Source organism: Paraburkholderia sp. ZP32-5, assembly GCF_021390495.1.
GTDB lineage: Bacteria > Pseudomonadota > Gammaproteobacteria > Burkholderiales > Burkholderiaceae > Paraburkholderia.
Window position 1 is genome coordinate 3,010,243 of sequence record NZ_JAJEJP010000002.1, and the last position, 18,850, is coordinate 3,029,092.

The 18,850-nt window shown below is 59.6% G+C and carries 17 protein-coding genes; 7 read left to right on the forward strand and 10 right to left on the reverse strand.

Going from position 1 to position 18,850, the window contains the following annotated elements; translation table 11 throughout:
* The first annotated feature begins 88 nt into the window (after positions 1-88).
* From L0U82_RS32165 to L0U82_RS32195, 7 genes are all read left to right on the forward strand, one after another.
* Complete coding sequence (locus L0U82_RS32165; RefSeq protein ID WP_233837288.1) at positions 89-1,618, forward strand: tetratricopeptide repeat protein; 1,530 nt, start codon at positions 89-91, stop codon at positions 1,616-1,618.
* A 353-nt stretch (positions 1,619-1,971) separates the two neighbouring features.
* Complete coding sequence (locus L0U82_RS32170; RefSeq protein WP_233837289.1) at positions 1,972-2,967, forward strand: hypothetical protein; 996 nt, start codon at positions 1,972-1,974, stop codon at positions 2,965-2,967.
* 381 nt (positions 2,968-3,348) lie between these two features.
* Complete coding sequence (locus L0U82_RS32175; RefSeq protein ID WP_233837290.1) at positions 3,349-3,558, forward strand: hypothetical protein; 210 nt, start codon at positions 3,349-3,351, stop codon at positions 3,556-3,558.
* 209 nt (positions 3,559-3,767) lie between these two features.
* Positions 3,768-4,517, forward strand: a complete 750-nt coding sequence (locus tag L0U82_RS32180) for a hypothetical protein (protein WP_233837292.1) — start codon at positions 3,768-3,770, stop codon at positions 4,515-4,517.
* Between the two features lie 380 nt (positions 4,518-4,897).
* Positions 4,898-6,913 carry a hypothetical protein gene (locus tag L0U82_RS32185; RefSeq protein WP_233837294.1) on the forward strand — a complete coding sequence of 672 codons (2,016 nt, stop codon included), beginning with the start codon at positions 4,898-4,900 and terminating at the stop codon, positions 6,911-6,913.
* A 196-nt stretch (positions 6,914-7,109) separates the two neighbouring features.
* Positions 7,110-8,270: an IS30 family transposase gene (locus L0U82_RS32190; RefSeq protein ID WP_233828879.1), complete on the forward strand. Its 1,161-nt coding sequence runs from the start codon at positions 7,110-7,112 to the stop codon at positions 8,268-8,270.
* A gap of 481 nt (positions 8,271-8,751) precedes the next feature.
* The gene (locus L0U82_RS32195) at positions 8,752-9,180 is read left to right on the forward strand and encodes a hypothetical protein (protein WP_233837296.1); all 429 of its coding nucleotides are present in this window, start codon (positions 8,752-8,754) and stop codon (positions 9,178-9,180) included.
* Between the two features lie 286 nt (positions 9,181-9,466).
* Here L0U82_RS32195 and L0U82_RS32200 read toward each other — a convergent pair whose 3' ends face one another.
* The 10 genes from L0U82_RS32200 to L0U82_RS32245 all read right to left on the reverse strand — a co-directional run bounded on the left by L0U82_RS32200 (position 9,467) and on the right by L0U82_RS32245 (position 18,841).
* Positions 9,467-9,907: a hypothetical protein gene (locus L0U82_RS32200; RefSeq protein WP_233837298.1), complete on the reverse strand. Its 441-nt coding sequence runs from the start codon at positions 9,905-9,907 to the stop codon at positions 9,467-9,469.
* Positions 9,908-9,916: 9 nt separating this feature from the next.
* Positions 9,917-10,360 carry a hypothetical protein gene (locus L0U82_RS32205; protein WP_233837300.1) on the reverse strand — a complete coding sequence of 148 codons (444 nt, stop codon included), beginning with the start codon at positions 10,358-10,360 and terminating at the stop codon, positions 9,917-9,919.
* 371 nt (positions 10,361-10,731) lie between these two features.
* On the reverse strand, positions 10,732-11,580 hold the full coding sequence (locus L0U82_RS32210; RefSeq protein ID WP_233837302.1) for an ureidoglycolate lyase: 849 nt from the start codon (positions 11,578-11,580) through the stop codon (positions 10,732-10,734).
* Positions 11,581-11,641: 61 nt separating this feature from the next.
* Positions 11,642-12,385, reverse strand: coding sequence for an SDR family oxidoreductase (locus L0U82_RS32215; RefSeq protein WP_233837304.1), 744 nt, complete (start codon positions 12,383-12,385; stop codon positions 11,642-11,644).
* A gap of 71 nt (positions 12,386-12,456) precedes the next feature.
* The gene (locus L0U82_RS32220; RefSeq protein WP_233837306.1) at positions 12,457-13,287 is read right to left on the reverse strand and encodes an amidohydrolase family protein; all 831 of its coding nucleotides are present in this window, start codon (positions 13,285-13,287) and stop codon (positions 12,457-12,459) included.
* 7 nt (positions 13,288-13,294) lie between these two features.
* Positions 13,295-14,335: an aldo/keto reductase gene (locus L0U82_RS32225; protein ID WP_233837585.1), complete on the reverse strand. Its 1,041-nt coding sequence runs from the start codon at positions 14,333-14,335 to the stop codon at positions 13,295-13,297.
* Positions 14,336-14,464: 129 nt separating this feature from the next.
* Positions 14,465-15,787, reverse strand: a complete 1,323-nt coding sequence (locus L0U82_RS32230; protein ID WP_233837308.1) for a UxaA family hydrolase — start codon at positions 15,785-15,787, stop codon at positions 14,465-14,467.
* Positions 15,780-16,124, reverse strand: a complete 345-nt coding sequence (locus L0U82_RS32235) for a UxaA family hydrolase (RefSeq protein WP_233837310.1) — start codon at positions 16,122-16,124, stop codon at positions 15,780-15,782. Before L0U82_RS32235 ends, L0U82_RS32230 begins: the two co-directional genes overlap by 8 nt.
* 43 nt (positions 16,125-16,167) lie before the next feature.
* On the reverse strand, positions 16,168-17,232 hold the full coding sequence (locus L0U82_RS32240; RefSeq protein ID WP_233837312.1) for an ABC transporter permease: 1,065 nt from the start codon (positions 17,230-17,232) through the stop codon (positions 16,168-16,170).
* Positions 17,222-18,841 carry a sugar ABC transporter ATP-binding protein gene (locus L0U82_RS32245; RefSeq protein ID WP_233837313.1) on the reverse strand — a complete coding sequence of 540 codons (1,620 nt, stop codon included), beginning with the start codon at positions 18,839-18,841 and terminating at the stop codon, positions 17,222-17,224. Before L0U82_RS32245 ends, L0U82_RS32240 begins: the two co-directional genes overlap by 11 nt.
* Positions 18,842-18,850 lie beyond the last annotated feature (9 nt).

Genomic DNA, 18,850 nt, shown 5'->3' on the forward strand with positions numbered 1-18,850 from the left:
GTGCCTCGCGCTATACGCAGATATTGCATCCGCAAACGGCCTTCAATCCGCCTGCTATGCGGACAGTAGTTGTCTTGTAAGCGAGTCCGTGCGAAACGCCAGCTCAATCAAGCAGGACGATTCGCTGAATTTCATCAATAACCTGGTACGCACTGGCCAATTCGATTACGCCCGTGCGATGACAGCCAAACTGGACCGGACCAGGGCGCAGGGATTTCAATGGGAGCAGGCCAACATTGACATCGTAATCGGTGAGATCGCGGCTCAATCATGGGCGGCACCAAACGAGGTCGCGGATCTGGCGCCTTTGGAGAAACTGGTAGCGGCAGATCCGGCAGGTGGCCGCAGGCTGACCGACTACCTGTCCCTCACGGCGGATCGGATCATCTATCGTTCACCGAAGACAGCAGTGGAAGTCGGACTCGCTGATCTGTTCGAGCGAAGGATACTGATCAGGGGAAGTAACGCTACGCTGACTGAGATTCTGAATTCGCGATTGCCGCGTGCAATCGAACAGTTGCCCGAGAATAAGCAAGGGGACGGTTGGAACGATCTTGCCCGGATCTGGCTGGCACTGGGAGACAAGGACGCCGCAAGGAAGGCACTCGAACGGGCTGAGCGGACCGGCATGGTCGATTACCAGGGCGTGCAGCTGATAGGTGACATGACTACTCGAACCTGGCTTGCGCTGGGCGAACCCTCCCGAGCCCTGCAGGAGGCTGAACGTGCGAGCTCCAGGTCGACGGCCGCTACCTTCAAGCTCGCTATCGCCCGCGCATACTTGCGCGCGGGGCATATCCGCGACGCGCTTGACATCACCACTTCCGCGCTAGCCGATGTACGCAAGCAGCCGGACTGGCCTTGGGCTTCGAACCTGTTGCGAGATGCCGTCGACCTCAGGGTGGAGGCGGGTGATGTGCAGGGCGCGCGTGCCGTTGCGGAGGAAATCGAGGCAGGCAAGCGAGATATCATTCGGGCCAGCCATTTCCTGGATGCCGCCCAGGCCTTCAACGACGTCGGAGATTACGCTCGAGCCACTGCTTTGTTGAAGCCTGCACTTGCTTCGGTTCCCGCCTCCAATCAGATCGTCGCAGTCGGGGCAACCTTGGGGCCAATCACCGGGGCGAGCCTTGGGTTAGGTGAAAGCTTGCGGTCGGCTATCGCCATCGAGCTTTATCGCAGCGGAAATACCAGCGATTTCGAAAACGTACTGACCCAACTCGGCCCTTGGTACAAGCGACATACCTGGATCGAAGTGTGTGAGGCGCCGAGACCGGGGGGCAAACCTCCACCGGACGACGAAACCTGCATTAAGAATACCGACGGCGCTACGCTTCCTGGTATGGCGGTCAATGCGATCAACCAGCAACGAACCACAGATGCAGCCCGCTACCTATCACGCATAGTCGCAATCGTCGGCGATGGGAATTCTTTCGAAGCGGTGAGGCTGGCTCTCGATGCCGCGCGCCTCGCAGTCGTCCTTGAGCGAAAAGAGATTGTCAACGCAGCGCTCGTCGCGGCAGCGCATGCAGCTGATCGCCTGACCGATCCTGGCGATCGAGCACGTGAATTGCTGGGAGTCGCGGCGCTACGGCACGAGTTGGGCTGCTGCCAGTAAGCTTTGTGTGAGTGCAAGGAGATCGCAGCGGGGGCGCGGAGGGCACCTCTCGTCGAGATAGCAAGGAGACTCAGGACCCGAGTCGTCCGGGCAGTGGGGCACTCGTAGCGTGCGATGGGATGTCCGCTTCTGGCCGAAGTGAGCGTCACTTCATGGTCGAACTGGGCCGGACATATCGGACCGGGTTCGGCCAAGACGGAACATTCGCCTGAACCCTGGCCGGGGCATTCAGATGTCGCTTCCATGCCTGAATTGGCCACTCAGTTCGTGACTGGAACGCCGTTCGAACGAACGCTCGTATCATAACGAAAGCGGCAAAGAATTGATCTCGCAAAGAATGCCCAAGGGAATGCATGAGAAAAACCTATAGAGCGATAAATCGGGTTGTTCTCGCAAATCGGAAGAATCTTGCGATGGACGGTCGGCATCAGATGCGAGTAACGTTGTTTCGGCCTTCCGGCATTTATCCGAAAGTGAGGATAAGTACGCGCCACAGCGCGTTCTGGGCCGACGAAAATCTGACGTTCATGGTAGCTCGCTGTACAGAGTGGCCGGATCATTTGCCGTACAGTGATGTCATGTGGCTCGATCCAGAAGAGATTCGCCTGCTTGGATCACTGATGATGACGGAACGTTTCGACGGCGGGCAACGGTGTACATTTCGCCTTCTTCCTCGCTGTCATGCATATATTGATGGCGGCATTGACCTGGAGAAGGCTGGCACCCTCGTCCAGATCAAGAAATCACTGTTTGAAACGCGGGGCCATGTGGATTGGCGAGGGCTACAAGATGCCTGGGCTGCGATCGGAGAGACCAAATTTCAGTGTTTTCCAAGCGATTGGCTGCAAATGGAGCTTCAGCCTCCCTTCTGGAACAGAATTTCCCTCCGCAATTTGGTGCTTCTTCGCGGAATTTATGCGCTTATCAAGGCAGATATGCTCGCACTCGAATACGAGTTTCGAGAGGAAGCTACGATCAACACTTTCATAGCATTGGACGCATCCTTCGAACTTGTACTGCGGCATTTGAAACAATCTGGAGTTCCTTCGCCGAGTTCTCGTGATGCGGGTACTTGGCTTTATCGAACTTTCGATGAACCATTAGGTTTAAGCTACGGCGAAAATGCGCGCTACTTCGAGGAATTCTACAACCAACGGATTCAGACGCTGCACCCGGGTAGTCGTTTGGGCGACATGCCATTTGCGCCGCTCGCGTGGGACGACTACAGCCATTTGCGAAGTGTGCTGCCTGGCATACTCGGCTTTCTCTTAACAGGTCAGCATACCCCCGAGTTTTTGGAGCTTTTCCAAGAAGCTAACAGGCGCGCAGGACAATCCTCAGTCCGATAGCCATCCCGGCGGTACAACTAGACTTTCCAATGGATGTTTTGACGCCAGAAGTGGCCTTTAAAGTGTTGCGGGCTATTTGACAGTTATTCGATGCGTCGCCAATAGATTGAGACGGCCGCTCCGTTTCGCAAGCGGTCCTTCGATCACCGCAAGCCGGCGTCGCATCCCTGCTCACAGTCCGGGGTAGCGGTGTGTGCCGGGTGACGCCAAGGCCCCGCCATTTTCGATGAATGTGTCGAGGGCCGCTGACGACGACAGAAGATTACGAGTCAATCTCTGAGGCACTACGGGAAATGGACGCGTTTGGTGACTTGCTCGGTCGAAAACGAGTTGCGTATACTCACAAGCGCTGCGGAAAATGGGACCTGTTCAATATTCAACATGCATATCGATCCGAAAGCACACAAAAAAGGCATTGTCATTGCGTCAGCGCTGATGGCGATCAATGGAGTTGTCCGTTATTGGCCGCAACATCAATCGTTATTCAATTTCGTACTTTCGACGTGCGTCATGGCGATTCTTGGCGGTCTGCTCTGGGGAAGCGTCGGAGCATGGATTTATACCAAATTCTGGCTGCCGCCAAGAAAATGAAGTGGATGTTTAAGATATGAGCGCGTGTCCTCCTCAAATCATCGATAGACCCGGTAAGCTTTATCCCCTGACACCGAATACAGCGTAGGCGTAATGCTGCGGAAGGCAAAAGTGCGGCGCGTCACATTAGCGGGTTTGGCAATATTGTGTGCATGTCGAGCGGGACGCGTGTGTCGCAATACCTGATCTAATCGCACACGAGGAATGTCATGTTTAAGAAGCTACGGGAGTCGTTCACGACTCCGCCGGTGACCCTGCATCCTCACGCGTTCGTTGAGGCATCAATTGCCATCGATCGTTTTTGGACAAGTAATCGTGATATCACAAAGGACTTCAATCAAAACTATATCGATCACTATAGAAATGAGTGGGCCGTGGTCATCTTGCAAATTTTGCAGCAGAAAAGTGCATTGGAAATGATCAGAAATAGATTGATTCCACTGATGTTCGAATTTGGGCGGTTACAGGTACTGGTGATGGATGCACCACCGCTTAACGATCAGAGTGGCTTCAGAGGTTGGCTGGGCATTACTGGCGAACTGAAGCAAAACCTAGCGCTTTTGGCCGAGAGTGAGGAGGGCCTTAGGCAATGGCTTTGCAGTGTCCGACCACACATGACGTTGACCGAAAAGTGGAATTGTGTACTGTTTCGATATAGAACACTGTGGGCCGAGATAGAAATCCTAAATGCTGTGCGCAAGCCACTTGGTGACGTTCACCCGGATATTGGTGCTGACTGGTATTGGCCGCTACTTTGTGTGAATTGCGCATATCACGAGCTGAATTTCCGCGCAAACGGTGGATTACCGATGTCATTGAATCCTGATGCGAATGCGGCGCTTGAGACAATGCGCATCTTCCTTGAATTGAAAGACTTCGTCGTGTCAGGCTCAAAGTTCCCTGACTTGGAATGGGAGCGGAAACACAATGTGAAGCTTCCGCGCAGAATGACTAGTTGAACTTAAACGCTGGTTTTGGGCACAGTGGATTGCCGCACGCGTTTGTGCTCGCCCAATCGATGCGGACACCGCGACGGAAAGGCCATTGCACCTTTGAAAGCCGCCGTCGGGCCGTGCGGTACAGGACGGCCGAGTTGAGTCGTGTCGGGACGACGGCATCAGGCAGAGATCGGCAGAAGAGTCTCTCGTTGCTTCGATCAATTGGACATTCGAGCGACCACTTCGCATCCGTCAACGGCCGTTTGAGGCCTGTGATCCACGTTGAATCGTCGGCCAATCCGTCATTGAGGTGACGACTCGATGAGGCTGATACGTTAAGCTGTCGCGCCGATCGCGGAACATCACCGTGCTCTGCACTAAGCGTTGTTCAAGGAGGATATTTGGACCTAACCTTGTTTAAAGCACTTGTTGATTCATGCCCCACCCCGTCGGCACCGGATCTGGCGAAGCTGAAAGCTAACGAATCTCTTGCAGAAATACGGGGCTGTTTTCGAGTCGAAGACAGCGACAAAGCGCGCATGGATGTCCGTGGATTCATTGCTGACCTCGGATTTCGCTTCATGTGCGACCAATCCTCTCCGGATCCCTACCGCGATGTCGCACTTGCGCTCCAGGACGCGCTCAAAGAGCGTGGGAACTCGGTAGAGCCGACGAGCAATTGGACCTACGCGGTCCAACTCGCCTTCACGCACGCAGCTAGATTCCGCACGGGCCTATCCGCCGACCAACAGTGGATTGCGGATACACGGATAACTTCCCTCTCCAAGGCGATTCGCGGTTTGAGGGGGCTTGGTTATCAGATCGACCTGCCGGCCAGCGGTGGCGTAAATGTCCCGGATTCGGAGGTGCAACGATTGGCGGACGAGATAGCCGGTTTGTCCGCCTCTTTGGGGCGCGCGTTGGCATTCAGTGCAGCCGGCGCAATGGGACCCCACTACAGTAAGATGACGGGTCGATTCAGACTCGGGCGCGCCGGGAAGACAACACAGATCGATGCACCACCGGAAAGGCCGCTTGCCTATCTTTACCAATTGGGCCTTCGCTATTTCGCGCATCAGCCGACTGCCTCCAAACCAAAAGAAACACTTGCCCGACTCGTCGACCTCGTGACATGGGCAACGGCATTGCTTGACTTGTCCGTAAGTAGCTTCGAGTTGATATTCGCACGACCGTCGGACATCGTAGGCATCATGCAGAAGTCGGCGGTCTACGATTCCGTCTTTCTGGTGGCTCAAGCGAAGCCGTCGCATGCCCGCGAATACATTCAATGGATTATGTCTCAGGAGCCGCTCGCCAAGCTGGAAGACAAGCGTGGGAGAACGGCTGATCAGATTCTTGCGGTCGCCCAGAGAATGTTACGTGCTTGTGAGCGAGTTGCGCCGCATGACTTCTCCATATTTGCCGTGCAAGATGCAGCGTTCGCTTCGAATCTCGATCTCAAACCGGCAGCAGAATTGCTATGCGAGGTATTCTGTCACCCACAAGATGTCAACCGAAAACTCGCATATCCACCGAGTGATAACGACATAGACGCGGCTTTCCGGCCTCTCGTCGCCGACGGCCAAGCTTTCGTGATGCAGCCACCACCCATGGCGTCGAGAGCCATTGCGAACGCAGCACTCGACTGGTGCAAGAACAACTGGCCGAACAAGCGGTTTGACGACGAAGCGATGGGACCACTGTTCGAGCGATTTGTGCGTGCCAAGATGGAAGAGCGCGGCGTCACCGTGCTGCACGGCGAGTACAAAGCCGGGCAGTCGAGTGGCGAATGCGATGCAGTTGTGGAAACGACGACGCTAATTTGCTTCTTCGAATTGAAGAGCAAGATGTTTACTAGGGCAGCACGCGCGGGCAATGATGTCACCGCTTTAGGAGACCTTGCTCAGGCTCTGGTCCGGCCACAAGCTCAGGCCATGGAGAGGCACGCTGTTCTTCAAGAACACGGTGCGATATCGCTGGAAGGCGATTCATCGAAATCAACGATTGAGCTGAACGGTCGAGAAGTTCTCAAAGTTTCGATAACGCGCGGCGAGCTTGGAAGTCTGCACGATCGACCGTTCCTGCAGCACTTCTTGCGAGCAGGATGCGTTGCAACATTTAATACTTTGGATCCAAAGCAGCAGAGCAAGCTAAATGACTTACATGTGTGGTTCGAAAAATTGAGAAGAGCCGCGACGCGGGCAGGTGACGGTGATTTCTATGAGAAAACGCCTTTTTCCAAATCGTGGAGCATCTCAATCTATCAGCTACTCCTTCTGCTTGAACGCACAGCGAGCAACGAAACCTTCGGTCAGGAGTTCTTGCGGACGAGGCTGATGATTACGCCGACGCGGGACTTCTACACCGAATATGAGTACAAACTCCAACTGGACCAGTTGAAGGAAGCGAATCAGTGACCGTCACTGTAGTGAAGAGGCGCCCCCCCTCGCGACGATCAGGCAACTAAATGTCCCAGTGGTGGGCAAGATAGTGACCGCGTATGTGACATTGATGCGCTGCACAGATCTGATATCTCGACCGACCGAAAAGGGTGACGGATTCAACCGGTCGATGCAACACCTAGAATCTGCGTGAGCAGCGGAGGAGTTGCAAATGAAACAGCGACCGAGAATTTATTACTCCGAGACCCAGAAAGCGCTGATGTGGGACCGATGGCGCAAGGGCGATACGATTCATCAGATTGCCAAACTGTTTGATCGGGGCCATTCTTCGATTCAGCGAATACTATCGGAGAACGGTGGCATCCAGCCGCCGCAAAGGCACCGTGCGCCACAGGCATTGACGCTCGCGGAGCGCGAGGAGATTTCCCGTTCACTGGTGTCCGGATTGTCGATCCGGTCAATAGCAGCCAGGCTGGGACGCGCCCCTTCCACTATAAGTCGTGAGTTGCAGCGCAACGGGGGCAGCCAGGGCTATCGGGCAAGCCAGGCGGATGCGATCGCGTGGCAGCGGGCACGACGGCCGAAGGTTTGCAAACTTATGCGAAACCAGACGCTGGCGCGAGTTGTCGCTGCAAAGCTGAAGTTGCAGTGGTCCCCTGAGCAGATTGCCGGTTGGCTCAGGCATGCTTATGCGGTCAACAAGGACTATCTGGTGTCGCACGAGACAATCTACCGGAGCCTCTATATTCAAGCTCGTGGTGCCCTGAAAAAAGAACTGCTTGAGCACTTGCGACGCTTTCGAACCATGCGCCGATCCCGTCATCACACACTGAAAACTGAGGGTCGCACGAACATTCGCGACGCCGTGTCGATCAGTGAACGCCCCGCGACGGCGGAGGATCGCGCAATACCTGGGCACTGGGAAGGTGACTTGCTGTATGGCAACGCGACGAGCCAGATTGCAACTCTCGTCGAACGTCAAAGTCGATTCGTGATGCTGGTAAAAGTGCCCAGCAAGGATTCTGCGGCTGTGGTCGACGCGCTGATACGACACGCCAGCAAACTCCCGAGAGAACTCTATAGATCGCTGACGTGGGACAGGGGATCGGAAATGGCGGAGCACCACCGCTTTAGCGTTGCAACCGACATTGAGGTCTATTTCTGCGACCCACATCATCCCTGGCAACGCGGTTCGAACGAAAATACGAATGGGCTTCTGAGGCAATACTTCCCCAAGGGTACTGATCTGTCTGCTTACTCACAGGCCGGACTGGATGCCGTCGCCAGGCGGCTCAACGAACGTCCCCGAAAAACACTAGACTTCGATACGCCGGCTGAGCGATTTAACCAAATCGTTGCATCGACCGGTTGAATCCGCCGTTGACTCCAGTCTTCCGACTTCCCTGCGAGCGGCCACCTATCAGCCCGTTATCGGCTAGAGCACCAACGATTGCGACAACGGCGACTCACCCACCTACCAACTTGCGCATCAATTCAGCCCAGTGTCCGAGGTGCTCTTCGCCCACCGCACCCTTATCCAATCGGCCAAAATCTCAACATTTGGCCCAATAAGTCAAATGTGAGATAACCGCTGCCGTATAATTACTAAGTCGTCGGGAGACACCCAGCGACTAGGTTTGACAGCCTAATTGTTACGTCCGCACACCCGCCAAGGCGGGAGTGCGTTTACCTCTGCACGTCTATATTCAATGGGCGGGCCTTGGTAGGGGAGCCGCAAGGCTCGCCGGCTTGACGTAACACCGGTCTGTCAACCCTACTTCGTGCCCGCTCACCCCTTTCCCCAAAAGCGAGTGACCAGGCGATCCAGGAAGCAACAGGGAGAAGATCGCACCATGACCAGGTCCGTCAAAAATCAACCGGCTTCGCGTCCCGCCGTCGACGCACTCCAGTACGAAAAGCTTGCCCTTTCCGCATTCGACTTATGCGACCGACAGGTAAGCCAACTGGAGACTTTGATCACCCTCGCATCGTCGATATGTAATAACCGTGCGATAACACGCGACGAAAGACGCCAGCGTCAGACGTTGCTCGAATTACTTCTAGACACCGCAGAGCAATATCAACAGGAACTCGAATGCGAGCGCGAGCTTTTTCAGGTGATCGCTCTCGACGCAAAGGGCGTCCCACACAGCCGCATCACCGCGCGCCATGCAGCGAAGCTGCTTGCCGAGGCATCGCAACGCGCGAGAGCACAGCAAACGGAAGTGCCTGTCTCCAGCGCAAAAGCCACTGACACGGTGACCTCGAACACCGTGCAGTAACCGCTCGACGCGTCTTAGTCGGCGATCAAAACAGTCAAGCATAACCACTTCCGGAGCCATGGTCGGCCTAGCCGGCCATCCCGGTATCGACGGTCAACGCCTCGACGGCAGCCCGTCAACCCAACGCATCTTTGCCGCATGCGAATGACCGTCCAGTCATCGTCGCAACTCTATCTCGGCTTTTACTCATAGAGCGTGTGCGGTTGATCGATAAAGGCAATCTGACATGGCAACTGAAGCGGCCACAACACTGCTTCTCCCCTTCAGCTTCTTCGAATGCTGCAATCTATTCTCCGTCACAGCAATTATTAGGACATCCGGGCGATAGCTCAATCTCGACACGTCTGATCGTTTCAGGCAATTCGACATAGTGAACTAAGGGACGATAGATTGCGCCGTGAATATCGTACTCAACCTGAGTAAGGCCAAATTGCATCAACATGGCCTTCGCTTTGTCAGCGCGTTGCAGCGCCAATTTTCCGGGTTCTCTTTCGTTTGCTTCAGCCAATCCTCTGACCGACAACACCTCTTGAATAGGATACTTCAGGCGCATATCGATAGCCCAGTTAGCCATCTTCAGAGTTTGATCGCTAGATATCTGGGTCGAATTCTTCTCGAAATACAGATCGATATTTTGACCAGGAAGGTTCCGAGCCGTGTCGCATGCTTGCGCGCTGACGGATAGAGATAGCACCCCGATCGTTAGGGCGATCAATTTAATACCCATAGACGAACATCACTTAACCGCCTTGCTGTTAGGCATCACGCGCGGGTCACTACAAAGCCGCTCGCATCCGCCGTCACATATCGGGACAAGCGTTACCGCAATCTGATCGAGTGTTTCAACACCCTTGTCATCGATATCTGGTTCCTTGATGATTCTCGTATCAAGCCAAATATTCCCCTCCTTCACACCAAGTTGGACCAGGTAGCTCTTGAGGATGGCTGCGCGAGCTACCGCTATAGCCTTCGCATCTCGCTCTTTTATATAACCTCCCGCGTAGACGATGCCTCTAATTTCGACATCCGGCCATTGCTTCGCAGCAAGCATCATATCGGCGATCTTCAGGCGATCAGAATTTTGAGTTTCCGTTGAGTTGAGAGGCAAGCTACTCGTCATATCCTCGGAGACAGTACAGGCGCTGGCGTTGCCCACGCTCGCAACAAAGCAAAGCGCCATGAGATGGCGTGCCGTTCGGCGGCGGAAATTTTTAATAGGTCACCCGGCAAAGCAGACATTCTTCCTTACCCGTCATAAACGCCTCCCTGTATTTGTGAGTTGGCAGCGGTCACTCGTCTACGAGCGACAACGTATTGCGCGCACTGCCCGTCGCAACAAAGCAGAACCCGCACTAACCCATCAACCTACCGCCCAACAAGACCCAGTGAAATAGGCAATGGCTGAAAGTACTCAACCGCGCCCCAGAAAAAGCGTCGATGAACGAAAAAAAAGCCGCTCCCACAAAAAACGGGAACGGCCTTTTCCTACTGCAACACTGCTTACAAAACTCGGCGCCCGACTAACTCAGTCCAAAGCGCCCGGCAGGAATATCACTCCGCCGCATAAGTCCTCTGCGTCTGCTCCCCCAACCCTTCAATCCCAAGACGCACCGTCTGCCCCGGCTTCAGATACACCGCATTAGGCTTAACACCCATCCCAACCCCAGGCGGCGTACCAGTCGAGATCACATCACCCGGTTGCAGGCTCATGCACTGCGACACATACGACACCAGCTTCGCGACGCCGAACACCATCGTCTTCGTGCTGCCGTTCTGATAGCGATGCCCATCCACCTCAAGCCACATGCTCAGGTTCTGCGGATCGGCAACCTCATCACGCGTAACGACCCAAGGGCCGATCGGGCCGAACGTATCGAAGCCCTTGCCCTTGTCCCACGTGCCGCCGCGCTCGATCTGCCACTCACGCTCCGACACGTCGTTGATCACGCAATAGCCAGCCACATAGTCGAGCGCATTAGCTTCGTCGACATACTTCGCCGCTTTGCCGATCACCACGCCGAGTTCGACTTCCCAGTCGGTCTTCTTCGAGCCGCGCGGAATTTCGATGTCGTCGTTCGGGCCTGAAATCGCGCTCGTCCACTTGTTGAAGATCACCGGTTCGGCCGGCACCGGCAGGTTCGATTCCGCCGCGTGATCCGCGTAGTTCAGCCCGATGCAGATGAACTTGCCGATCCTGGCCACACACGGTCCGATACGCGGATTGCCCTCGACGACCGGCAGCGACGCCGGATCGAGTGCACGCAGTTTCGCGAGGCTTTCATCGCTCAGCACGGCGCCATCGATATCACCCACCACCTTCGACAGATCGCGAATCTTGCCTTGCGCGTCGAGCAGGCCCGGCTTTTCCTGGCCTTTCGGCCCATAACGAAGCAGTTTCATCGTTGCTCTTTCCTTGAGTTCAGTTGTGTTCGGTTTGTCGATCGGATCGGTCAGGATCAGATCAGTTCGACCAGCCGCCGTCGATCACATGCGCCTGGCCCGTCGTGAACGACGACTCGTCGGACGCCAGATACAGCGCGAGCGCGGCGATCTCGTCCGGCTTGCCGATGCGGCCCATCGGTTGACGCGCGACGAACGCGGCCTGCACCGCGTCGAGCGTCGCGCCTTGCGCCTGAGCCTGCGCGGCGATTCGCTGTTCGAGCGACGGAGACGACACCGTGCCCGGGCAAATCGCGTTACAGCGTACACCACGCGTGACGAAATCCGCGGCAACGGCCTTGGTCAGTCCGATGACCGCGGCTTTCGACGTGCCGTACGCAAAGCGGTTCGGCACGCCCTTCACGCTCGACGCCGCCGACGACATATTGATGATCGAACCGCCGCCCTTCTCCAGCATGCCCGGCAGGAACGCGCGGATCATCCGGTACATCGCCTTCGCGTTCAGGTCGAACGCGAAATCCCAGTCTTCCTCGCTGCATTCGAGGATGTTGCCCGCGTGCACGAAGCCCGCGCAGTTGAACAGCACGTCGACGGTGCCGACTTCGGCGGCCAGCGCCTTGATCGCCGCACCGTCCAGCACGTCCAGCTTGCGCGCCTCGACCGGCTTGCCGGCCAGTCCGTCGATGCGGATGTCAGTGGCAATCACGCGCGCGCCTTCGCGCGCGAACAGTTCGGCGGTGGCGAGACCGATGCCTTGTCCCGCCGCGGTGATCAAGGCCGTTTTGCCGGCCAGTCTTTGTGTCATCTACGACTCCAGTTGAATGGGCTGCTAACGTTGCAGAGTTATTGCAGAGTTGCCAATTGGCCAGAAACAAATCAAAGCCGGTAAAACGCGGCGGCGTTATCGCCGAATACCGCATCGCGCTCGGCGTCGTTCAACGAGCCGAGCAGCGTGCTCGCCACCGAATGCCACAGCAGATAGTCGCCGTTCAGTTCGAGCACGGGCCAGTCGCTGCCCCACATCAGCCGCGCGGGACCGAACGCATTCAATAGATGCTCGACGTACGGCCGCAGCGTGTCTTCGGTCCAGCCAGGCGCCGCCTCGGTCGCGAGGCCCGACAGCTTGCAATGCACCTGCGGCAGCGCGGCGAGCCGCCTGATCGCATCGGCCCACACCTGATAGCCCGCGTGGCCGTAACGGATCTGCGGCTTCGCGCCATGATCGACGACGATGCGCAGCACCGGAAAGCGCCGCGCGAAGATTTCGACGTACTCGACGTGGCGCGCGTAGATCAGCGCATCGAACGCGAGGTCGTGGGCGATCAACGCGTCGATTGCCGGCGCAAGTTCGGGGTTGGCGATCCAGCCGTCATCGGGGATGTCCTGCAGCATCGGTCGCACGCCCTTGAATTTCGGCTCGCGCGCGAGCGTCTCGATCAACTCGGGCGCGGTCGGCAGCAGTAGCGGCACCCAGCCGACCACGCCCGCAATCGATGGCTCGTGCCGCGCGATGTCGAGCAGATAGCGGGTTTCGTCGAGCGTCGGCGCCGCCTGCACGACCACGGTCCGCTCGATGCCCGCCTGCTCGCGCAGCGGCTGCAGATCGGCGGGGCCGAACGGCCGGTAGAGGATGGTCAGCTCGGGCGTCAGCCACTCGTAATCGCCTCGCGCGGGGTCCCAATAGTGCTGGTGAGCGTCGATCGCCATGGTCGGATCAATCCTCGGGAGCGGGCGCGCGAACGTCGAGCAGGCCGGCTTCGCGCAACGCGGACCACAGCGCGGCGGGAATCGGCAACTCGAACGACGCGACGTTCTCGCGCAATTCGTCGGCACTGCGCGCGCCGGTCAGCACGGTGGCGACCGCCGGATGCGCATACGGAAACTGCAACGCGGCGGCGGCGAGCGGCACGCCATGTTCGCGGCATACCGACTCCAGACGCGCAACGCGCTCGATCACCTCGGCCGGCGCCGCGCCGTAGTTGAACTTCAGATCGCCCGCGACACCACGCGCCAGAATGCCCGAATTGAACGCGCCGCCTAACAGGATGCTGACGCCGCGCGCCTCGCAGGCGGGCAGCAGGTCGTCGAGGGTGCTCTGCTCGAGCAGCGTATAACGGCCGGCGAGTAACGCGCAATCGATATCGAACTCGGCCAGCGCGTCGAGAATGACCGCGCCTTCATTGACGCCGAGACCGACCGCCTTGATCGCGCCGCTCGAACGCAACCGTTCCAGCGCGCGAAAGCCGCCGCCTTCGGTCAGTTGCCGCCAGTAGTGCGGATGCTGGTCGCCATGCGTAACACGGCCGATGTCATGCACGAGCAGGATGTCGATATCGACGATGCCGAGGCGCTGCTGGCTGTCCTCGAACGAACGCAGAATGCCGTCGTGCGTGTAGTCGTAGATCGCTTCGAACGGCAGCGGATTCTGCCAGCCTTCGCGGTCGTCGAACGGCGACGTGCGCGGCACGAAGCGGCGGCCGACCTTGGTGGACAGCACGTAGTCGCCGCGCGGATAGTGGCGCAGCGCGGCACCGAGCCGATGCTCGGCTTTCGTGCAGCCGTAGTGTGGCGCGGTGTCGAAGTAGCGCACGCCCGCGTCCCATGCGGCGGCGATCGTCGCGTGGGCCTCCTCGTCGGACAGGTCGCGGTACAGGCCGCCGAGCGGCGCGGTGCCGAGACTCAATCCGCTCACCTCCAGCGCGCCGCGGCCGATGCGGCGCCGCTGCCCGATCTTCGATCCGGTCGATGCCGTCATTGAGGGCGTCTCCATGTTTTCTCGTGTTTTTACCATGCGCGGGCGGGATTTGCTTTCGGCATGGCTCGTGGGATGGTCTGGTGCGCGCTGCGGCCGTGCGATTAAGTCACGCGCACGGCCCCGCGTTGCTCACTGCTGCGCGAGCGTCGCAACCCTCTGCCCCGCGGCTACGTTCGACGGCAAGCACGCAGGTCCGACGGGCTCGAAGGTTTTGTAAGTCAGGATGAACTCCTGATGCCCGAGCGATTCCGACTTCGACGCCGCGCCCAACGACACGGCAACGGTCCGCTCGAACACCTCGCGGCCCACTTCATCGAGCGTGCCGCGCCCTTCGAGAATGCGCCCCGCGTCGACATCCATATCGCCCGACAGGTTGCGGTAAGTCGCCGGATTCGCGCACACCTTGATGACCGGCGAAATCGCCGAGCCGACCACTGAGCCGCGCCCCGTCGTGAACAGCACCACATGCGCGCCGCACGCGATCAGCTCGCCGATCTCCGCGTTATCGCTGATATTCGGAAAGCCGAAACGCGGTTCGCCGTCGGGCACCACGTCGAGCAGATAGAGGCCGCCGGTCGGCGGAATATCGCCCGGCTTGATGATGCCGACGATCGGCGACGCGCCGCTTTTCGCATATGCGCCGAGCGACTTTTCCTCCTGCGTCGTCAGGCCGCCATCCGCATTGCCGACCGCGAAACTGCCGTGGCCGAGAATCGAGTAATAGCGCGCTGCCTTCGCGACGCACGCGACGATTTCATCGCCGAGTTCCGGCCGCGCCGCGCGCGACTTCATATGGAACTCGCAGCCCACCAGTTCGCCGGTTTCCTCGAAGATGCACGCCGCGCCCGCGTCGATCAGATGATCGAACGCGCGGCCCACGGCCGGGTTTGCGGTGATGCCGCTGGTGCCGTCCGAACCGCCGCAGATCGTCGCGACCACCAGTTCGCTCAGCGCCATCGGCACCTTGCGTTGCGCGGCGAGTTGTTCACGCGCGCCGCGCACCCAGTCGACGCCGTATTGAATCGTGCTGCGCGTGCCGCCCTTTTCCTGGATCGTCAGCACCTCGACCGGGCGGCCGCTCGCGCGCACCACGTCCACCAGATAGTGCTTGTTCATGCTTTCGCAGCCGAGCGATACGAACAGCACCGCGCCGACATTCGGATGCGTGGTCAGACGCTCCAGCATCTTCTCCGCGTACTCGTTCGGATAGCAGCCGGGAAAGCCGATCAGATGCACCGGCGGTTCGCGCTCGGCGGTGGGGTCGTCGAATGCATCGAGCGGTTCGCGAAACTGCGTGACGATTTCGCGCGCCACGTGATGCGCGCATTCGACCAGATAGGCGACCGCGACCACGTTGCGGATGCCCCTGCGGCCGTCGCTGCGCAGATAGCCTTGCAGCATCGGCTGCTGCATCGCGCTGGCGATGGCGCTTGTTGCGGAGATGTCAGTCATGATCGTGTCGGTGATGAACGAACTCGTGGCCCGCGTCGTGCGTGTAAGTGGGCAGGTAGTCGCTCGCGAGGTTGTGCGTATGCAGATGCTCGCCGCGTGCCACCGCTGCGGTGACGTGGCCGATCGACGCGCCGTAGCGCAGCACCTTGTCGTCCCGCGCCAAGTCCCGGCGCGCCACCTTGTGACCGAGTTCGATGGTCTTCGCGAGCGTCACGCGCTCGCCTTCGATGTCGACCTGCATGCCCGCCGCGAGCCGCGCCGCCGCGATCAGGCAGTTATCGGCGGGGCTCAGCAGGATCAGGCGCGGGTCGGTCGGCAATGAATGCAAGGGATGCATTGAATGGCTCGTCAAAGAAGTTCTCCGTCGTGCGTGCGCAGCATCAGTTCTGGCCTTCGCCGCTGGCAAGCCGCGCCACCATCAGCGAGCCGAGAATGATTGCGCCGTAAATCGCCTGAATCCAGAACGACGGCACCTGGGCGAGCGTCAGCAGGTTCTGCACGACGCCGAGCAGCAGCACGCCGGACAGCGCGCCGAGCATCGTGCCCTTGCCGCCATCGAGCGAAATGCCGCCGATCACCGCCGCCGCGAACACCGTGAAGATCATGCCGTTGCCCTGGTTCGCGTTGATCGCGCCGACATAGCCGGTCACGATCAGGCCGCCAAGCGAAGCGAGCATGCTACCGAGCACGAACACGCCCCACGTGATGCGCTCGACGCGAATGCCCGCCGCGCGCGCCGCTTCCGGATTGCCGCCGATCGCATACAGCGCGCGGCCCAGGCGGTGATAACGCAGCATGAACGCGGCGATTGCGAAGGCCACGGCGGCGAGCCATACCGACAACGGCAAGCCGAACACGATCGTCGTCGCGAGCGTGAAGAACGACGGCGGCATATCGAACAGCGTGCCGCCTTTGGTCGCGCCGACCAGCATGCCGCGCAGCACGATCAGCATCGCCAGCGTGACGATGAATGCATTCAGCCGCAAACGTACGACCAGAAAGCCGTTGATCAGGCCGATCACCGCGCCGACCACGACGATCGCGAGCAGCCCCGCCGCCGCCGGCCATTGCGTGCCGAAGCCCGCGGACGCGGCCGGCATCACCAGCATCGCACCCACGGCCGGCGCGATACCAACCGTCGATTCGAGCGACAGGTCGAACTTGCCAGTCAGCACGATCAACGATTCCGCGAGCACGACGAGCGCGAGCGCCGCCGACGCACCAAGCACGCTGATCAGATTCGCGCGCGTCAGAAAGCTCGGGCTCACGAATGCGCCGATCACGATCAGCAACGCGAGCGCGGGGACGAGTGCGAGGTCGCGAAGCCGCGCGAGTTCGAAGCGAGCACGTTTGCCACGCGTCGCCGTCGCGGCAACGTTCGACGCGCCCTGTTGCGACTGGGCCACCGCCGCGCCGAACGCGGGGGTGGGCACACTATTCTTCATGGAGACTGACTCCTTCAACGGATGCGATCAGATCGTGGTCCTGCCAACCGGCGGGAAATTCGGCCGCGACGCGGCCACGGAACATCACGAGCACGCGGTCGCAGGTGCGCAGATCGTCGAGCTCGCCGGACACGACCAGCACGGCCTTGCCCTCTTCGCGCACGCGATCCACGACGGACAGCAATGCTTCTTTGGATTTCACGTCGACGCCGGCAGTGGGGTCGATCAGCACCAGCACGTTGGGATCGGTGGCAAGCGCACGCGCCATCACCACCTTCTGCTGATTGCCGCCCGATAGCCCCGACACCACATGCTCGGGGCCCTGCGCAACGATGCCGAGCGCGTCGATCATCCGGCGGCCGAATGCGTTCTTCTTCGCGGGCGGCGCGATGCCGAACTTGCCGAGCAGGCGCGCGATCGTCATCGACGCGTTTTCCGCGACCGATTGCGTCAGCACGAGCCCTTCGTGATGCCGGTCCTTCGGCACGCAACCGATGCCGTGCGCAAGCGCGGCGGGCACGTCCCCCGGCGGCAGCGTCTTGCCGTCGACGCGGATCGCGCCGCGCTTCGCCGCGCGCAAACCGGCGATCGCCTCGGCGACGCTGGTGCGGCCGCTGCTCGTCGCGCCGGTCAGGCCAACTACCTCGCCGCGCCTGACGGTGAACGACACGTCTTCGTAATCGGCGCCGGCCAGCGCGTCGACTTGCAGCGCGACCGGCGTGTCAGAGGGCAATGCAGCGCGCGACGCCGCATCGTTCACCGCAAGGCCGCCGCGTTCTCCGGTCATCGCTTCGATCAACTGCTCGCGCGGCAACGCCGATACCGGCGCGCTGACGATATGCCGCGCGTCGCGCAGCACCGTGACGGCCTGGCAGATCTCGTACACCTCCTGCAGATGGTGCGAGATAAACAGGAACGTCACGCCTTCACGCTGCAATTCACGGATGCGCGTGAATAGCCGCTTGATTTCATCGCCGTCGAGTTGCGCGGTCGGCTCGTCGAGGATGATGAAACGCGCGCCATACGACAGCGCCCGCGCGATCTCCACCAGTTGACGCGCTTCGACCGTCAGATCGCCGGCGCGCGCATCCTCGCGCACGTCGATCTTCCAGTGATCGAGCAACGCACGCGCGTCGCGGCGCATCGCGTGCCAATCGATGATGCCGCCGCGCATCGGCTGCCGGTTGATGAACAGGTTCTCGGCGACGCTCAGCTCGCGGATGATCGTCGAGTGTTGATACACGCACGCGACGCGCTCGCGCCATGCATCGCGATCCGCGATCGGCGGCGCGGCTTCGCCGCCGAAACGCACCTCGCCGGTATCGGGCTTGCGCAGGCCGGTGAGAATCGACACCAGCGTCGATTTCCCCGCGCCGTTGCGCCCGACCAGCGCATGCGACTCGCCGGGCATCACGCGCAGGCTCACGTCCATGAGCGCCGCGTGCGAGCCGTAACGCTTGCCGACGTCGAGCGCTTCGACGACCGGCGCGAGCGCCTGCGAACCGGCCGCAGGGAGTCCCCGCGGGGCCGCCGCGGGGGTCCCTGCCGCAGGGAGTCCCCGCGGGGCCGCCGCGGGGGTCCCTTGCGGGGAGATGGGAGCAGAAGACATCTGGCTCAT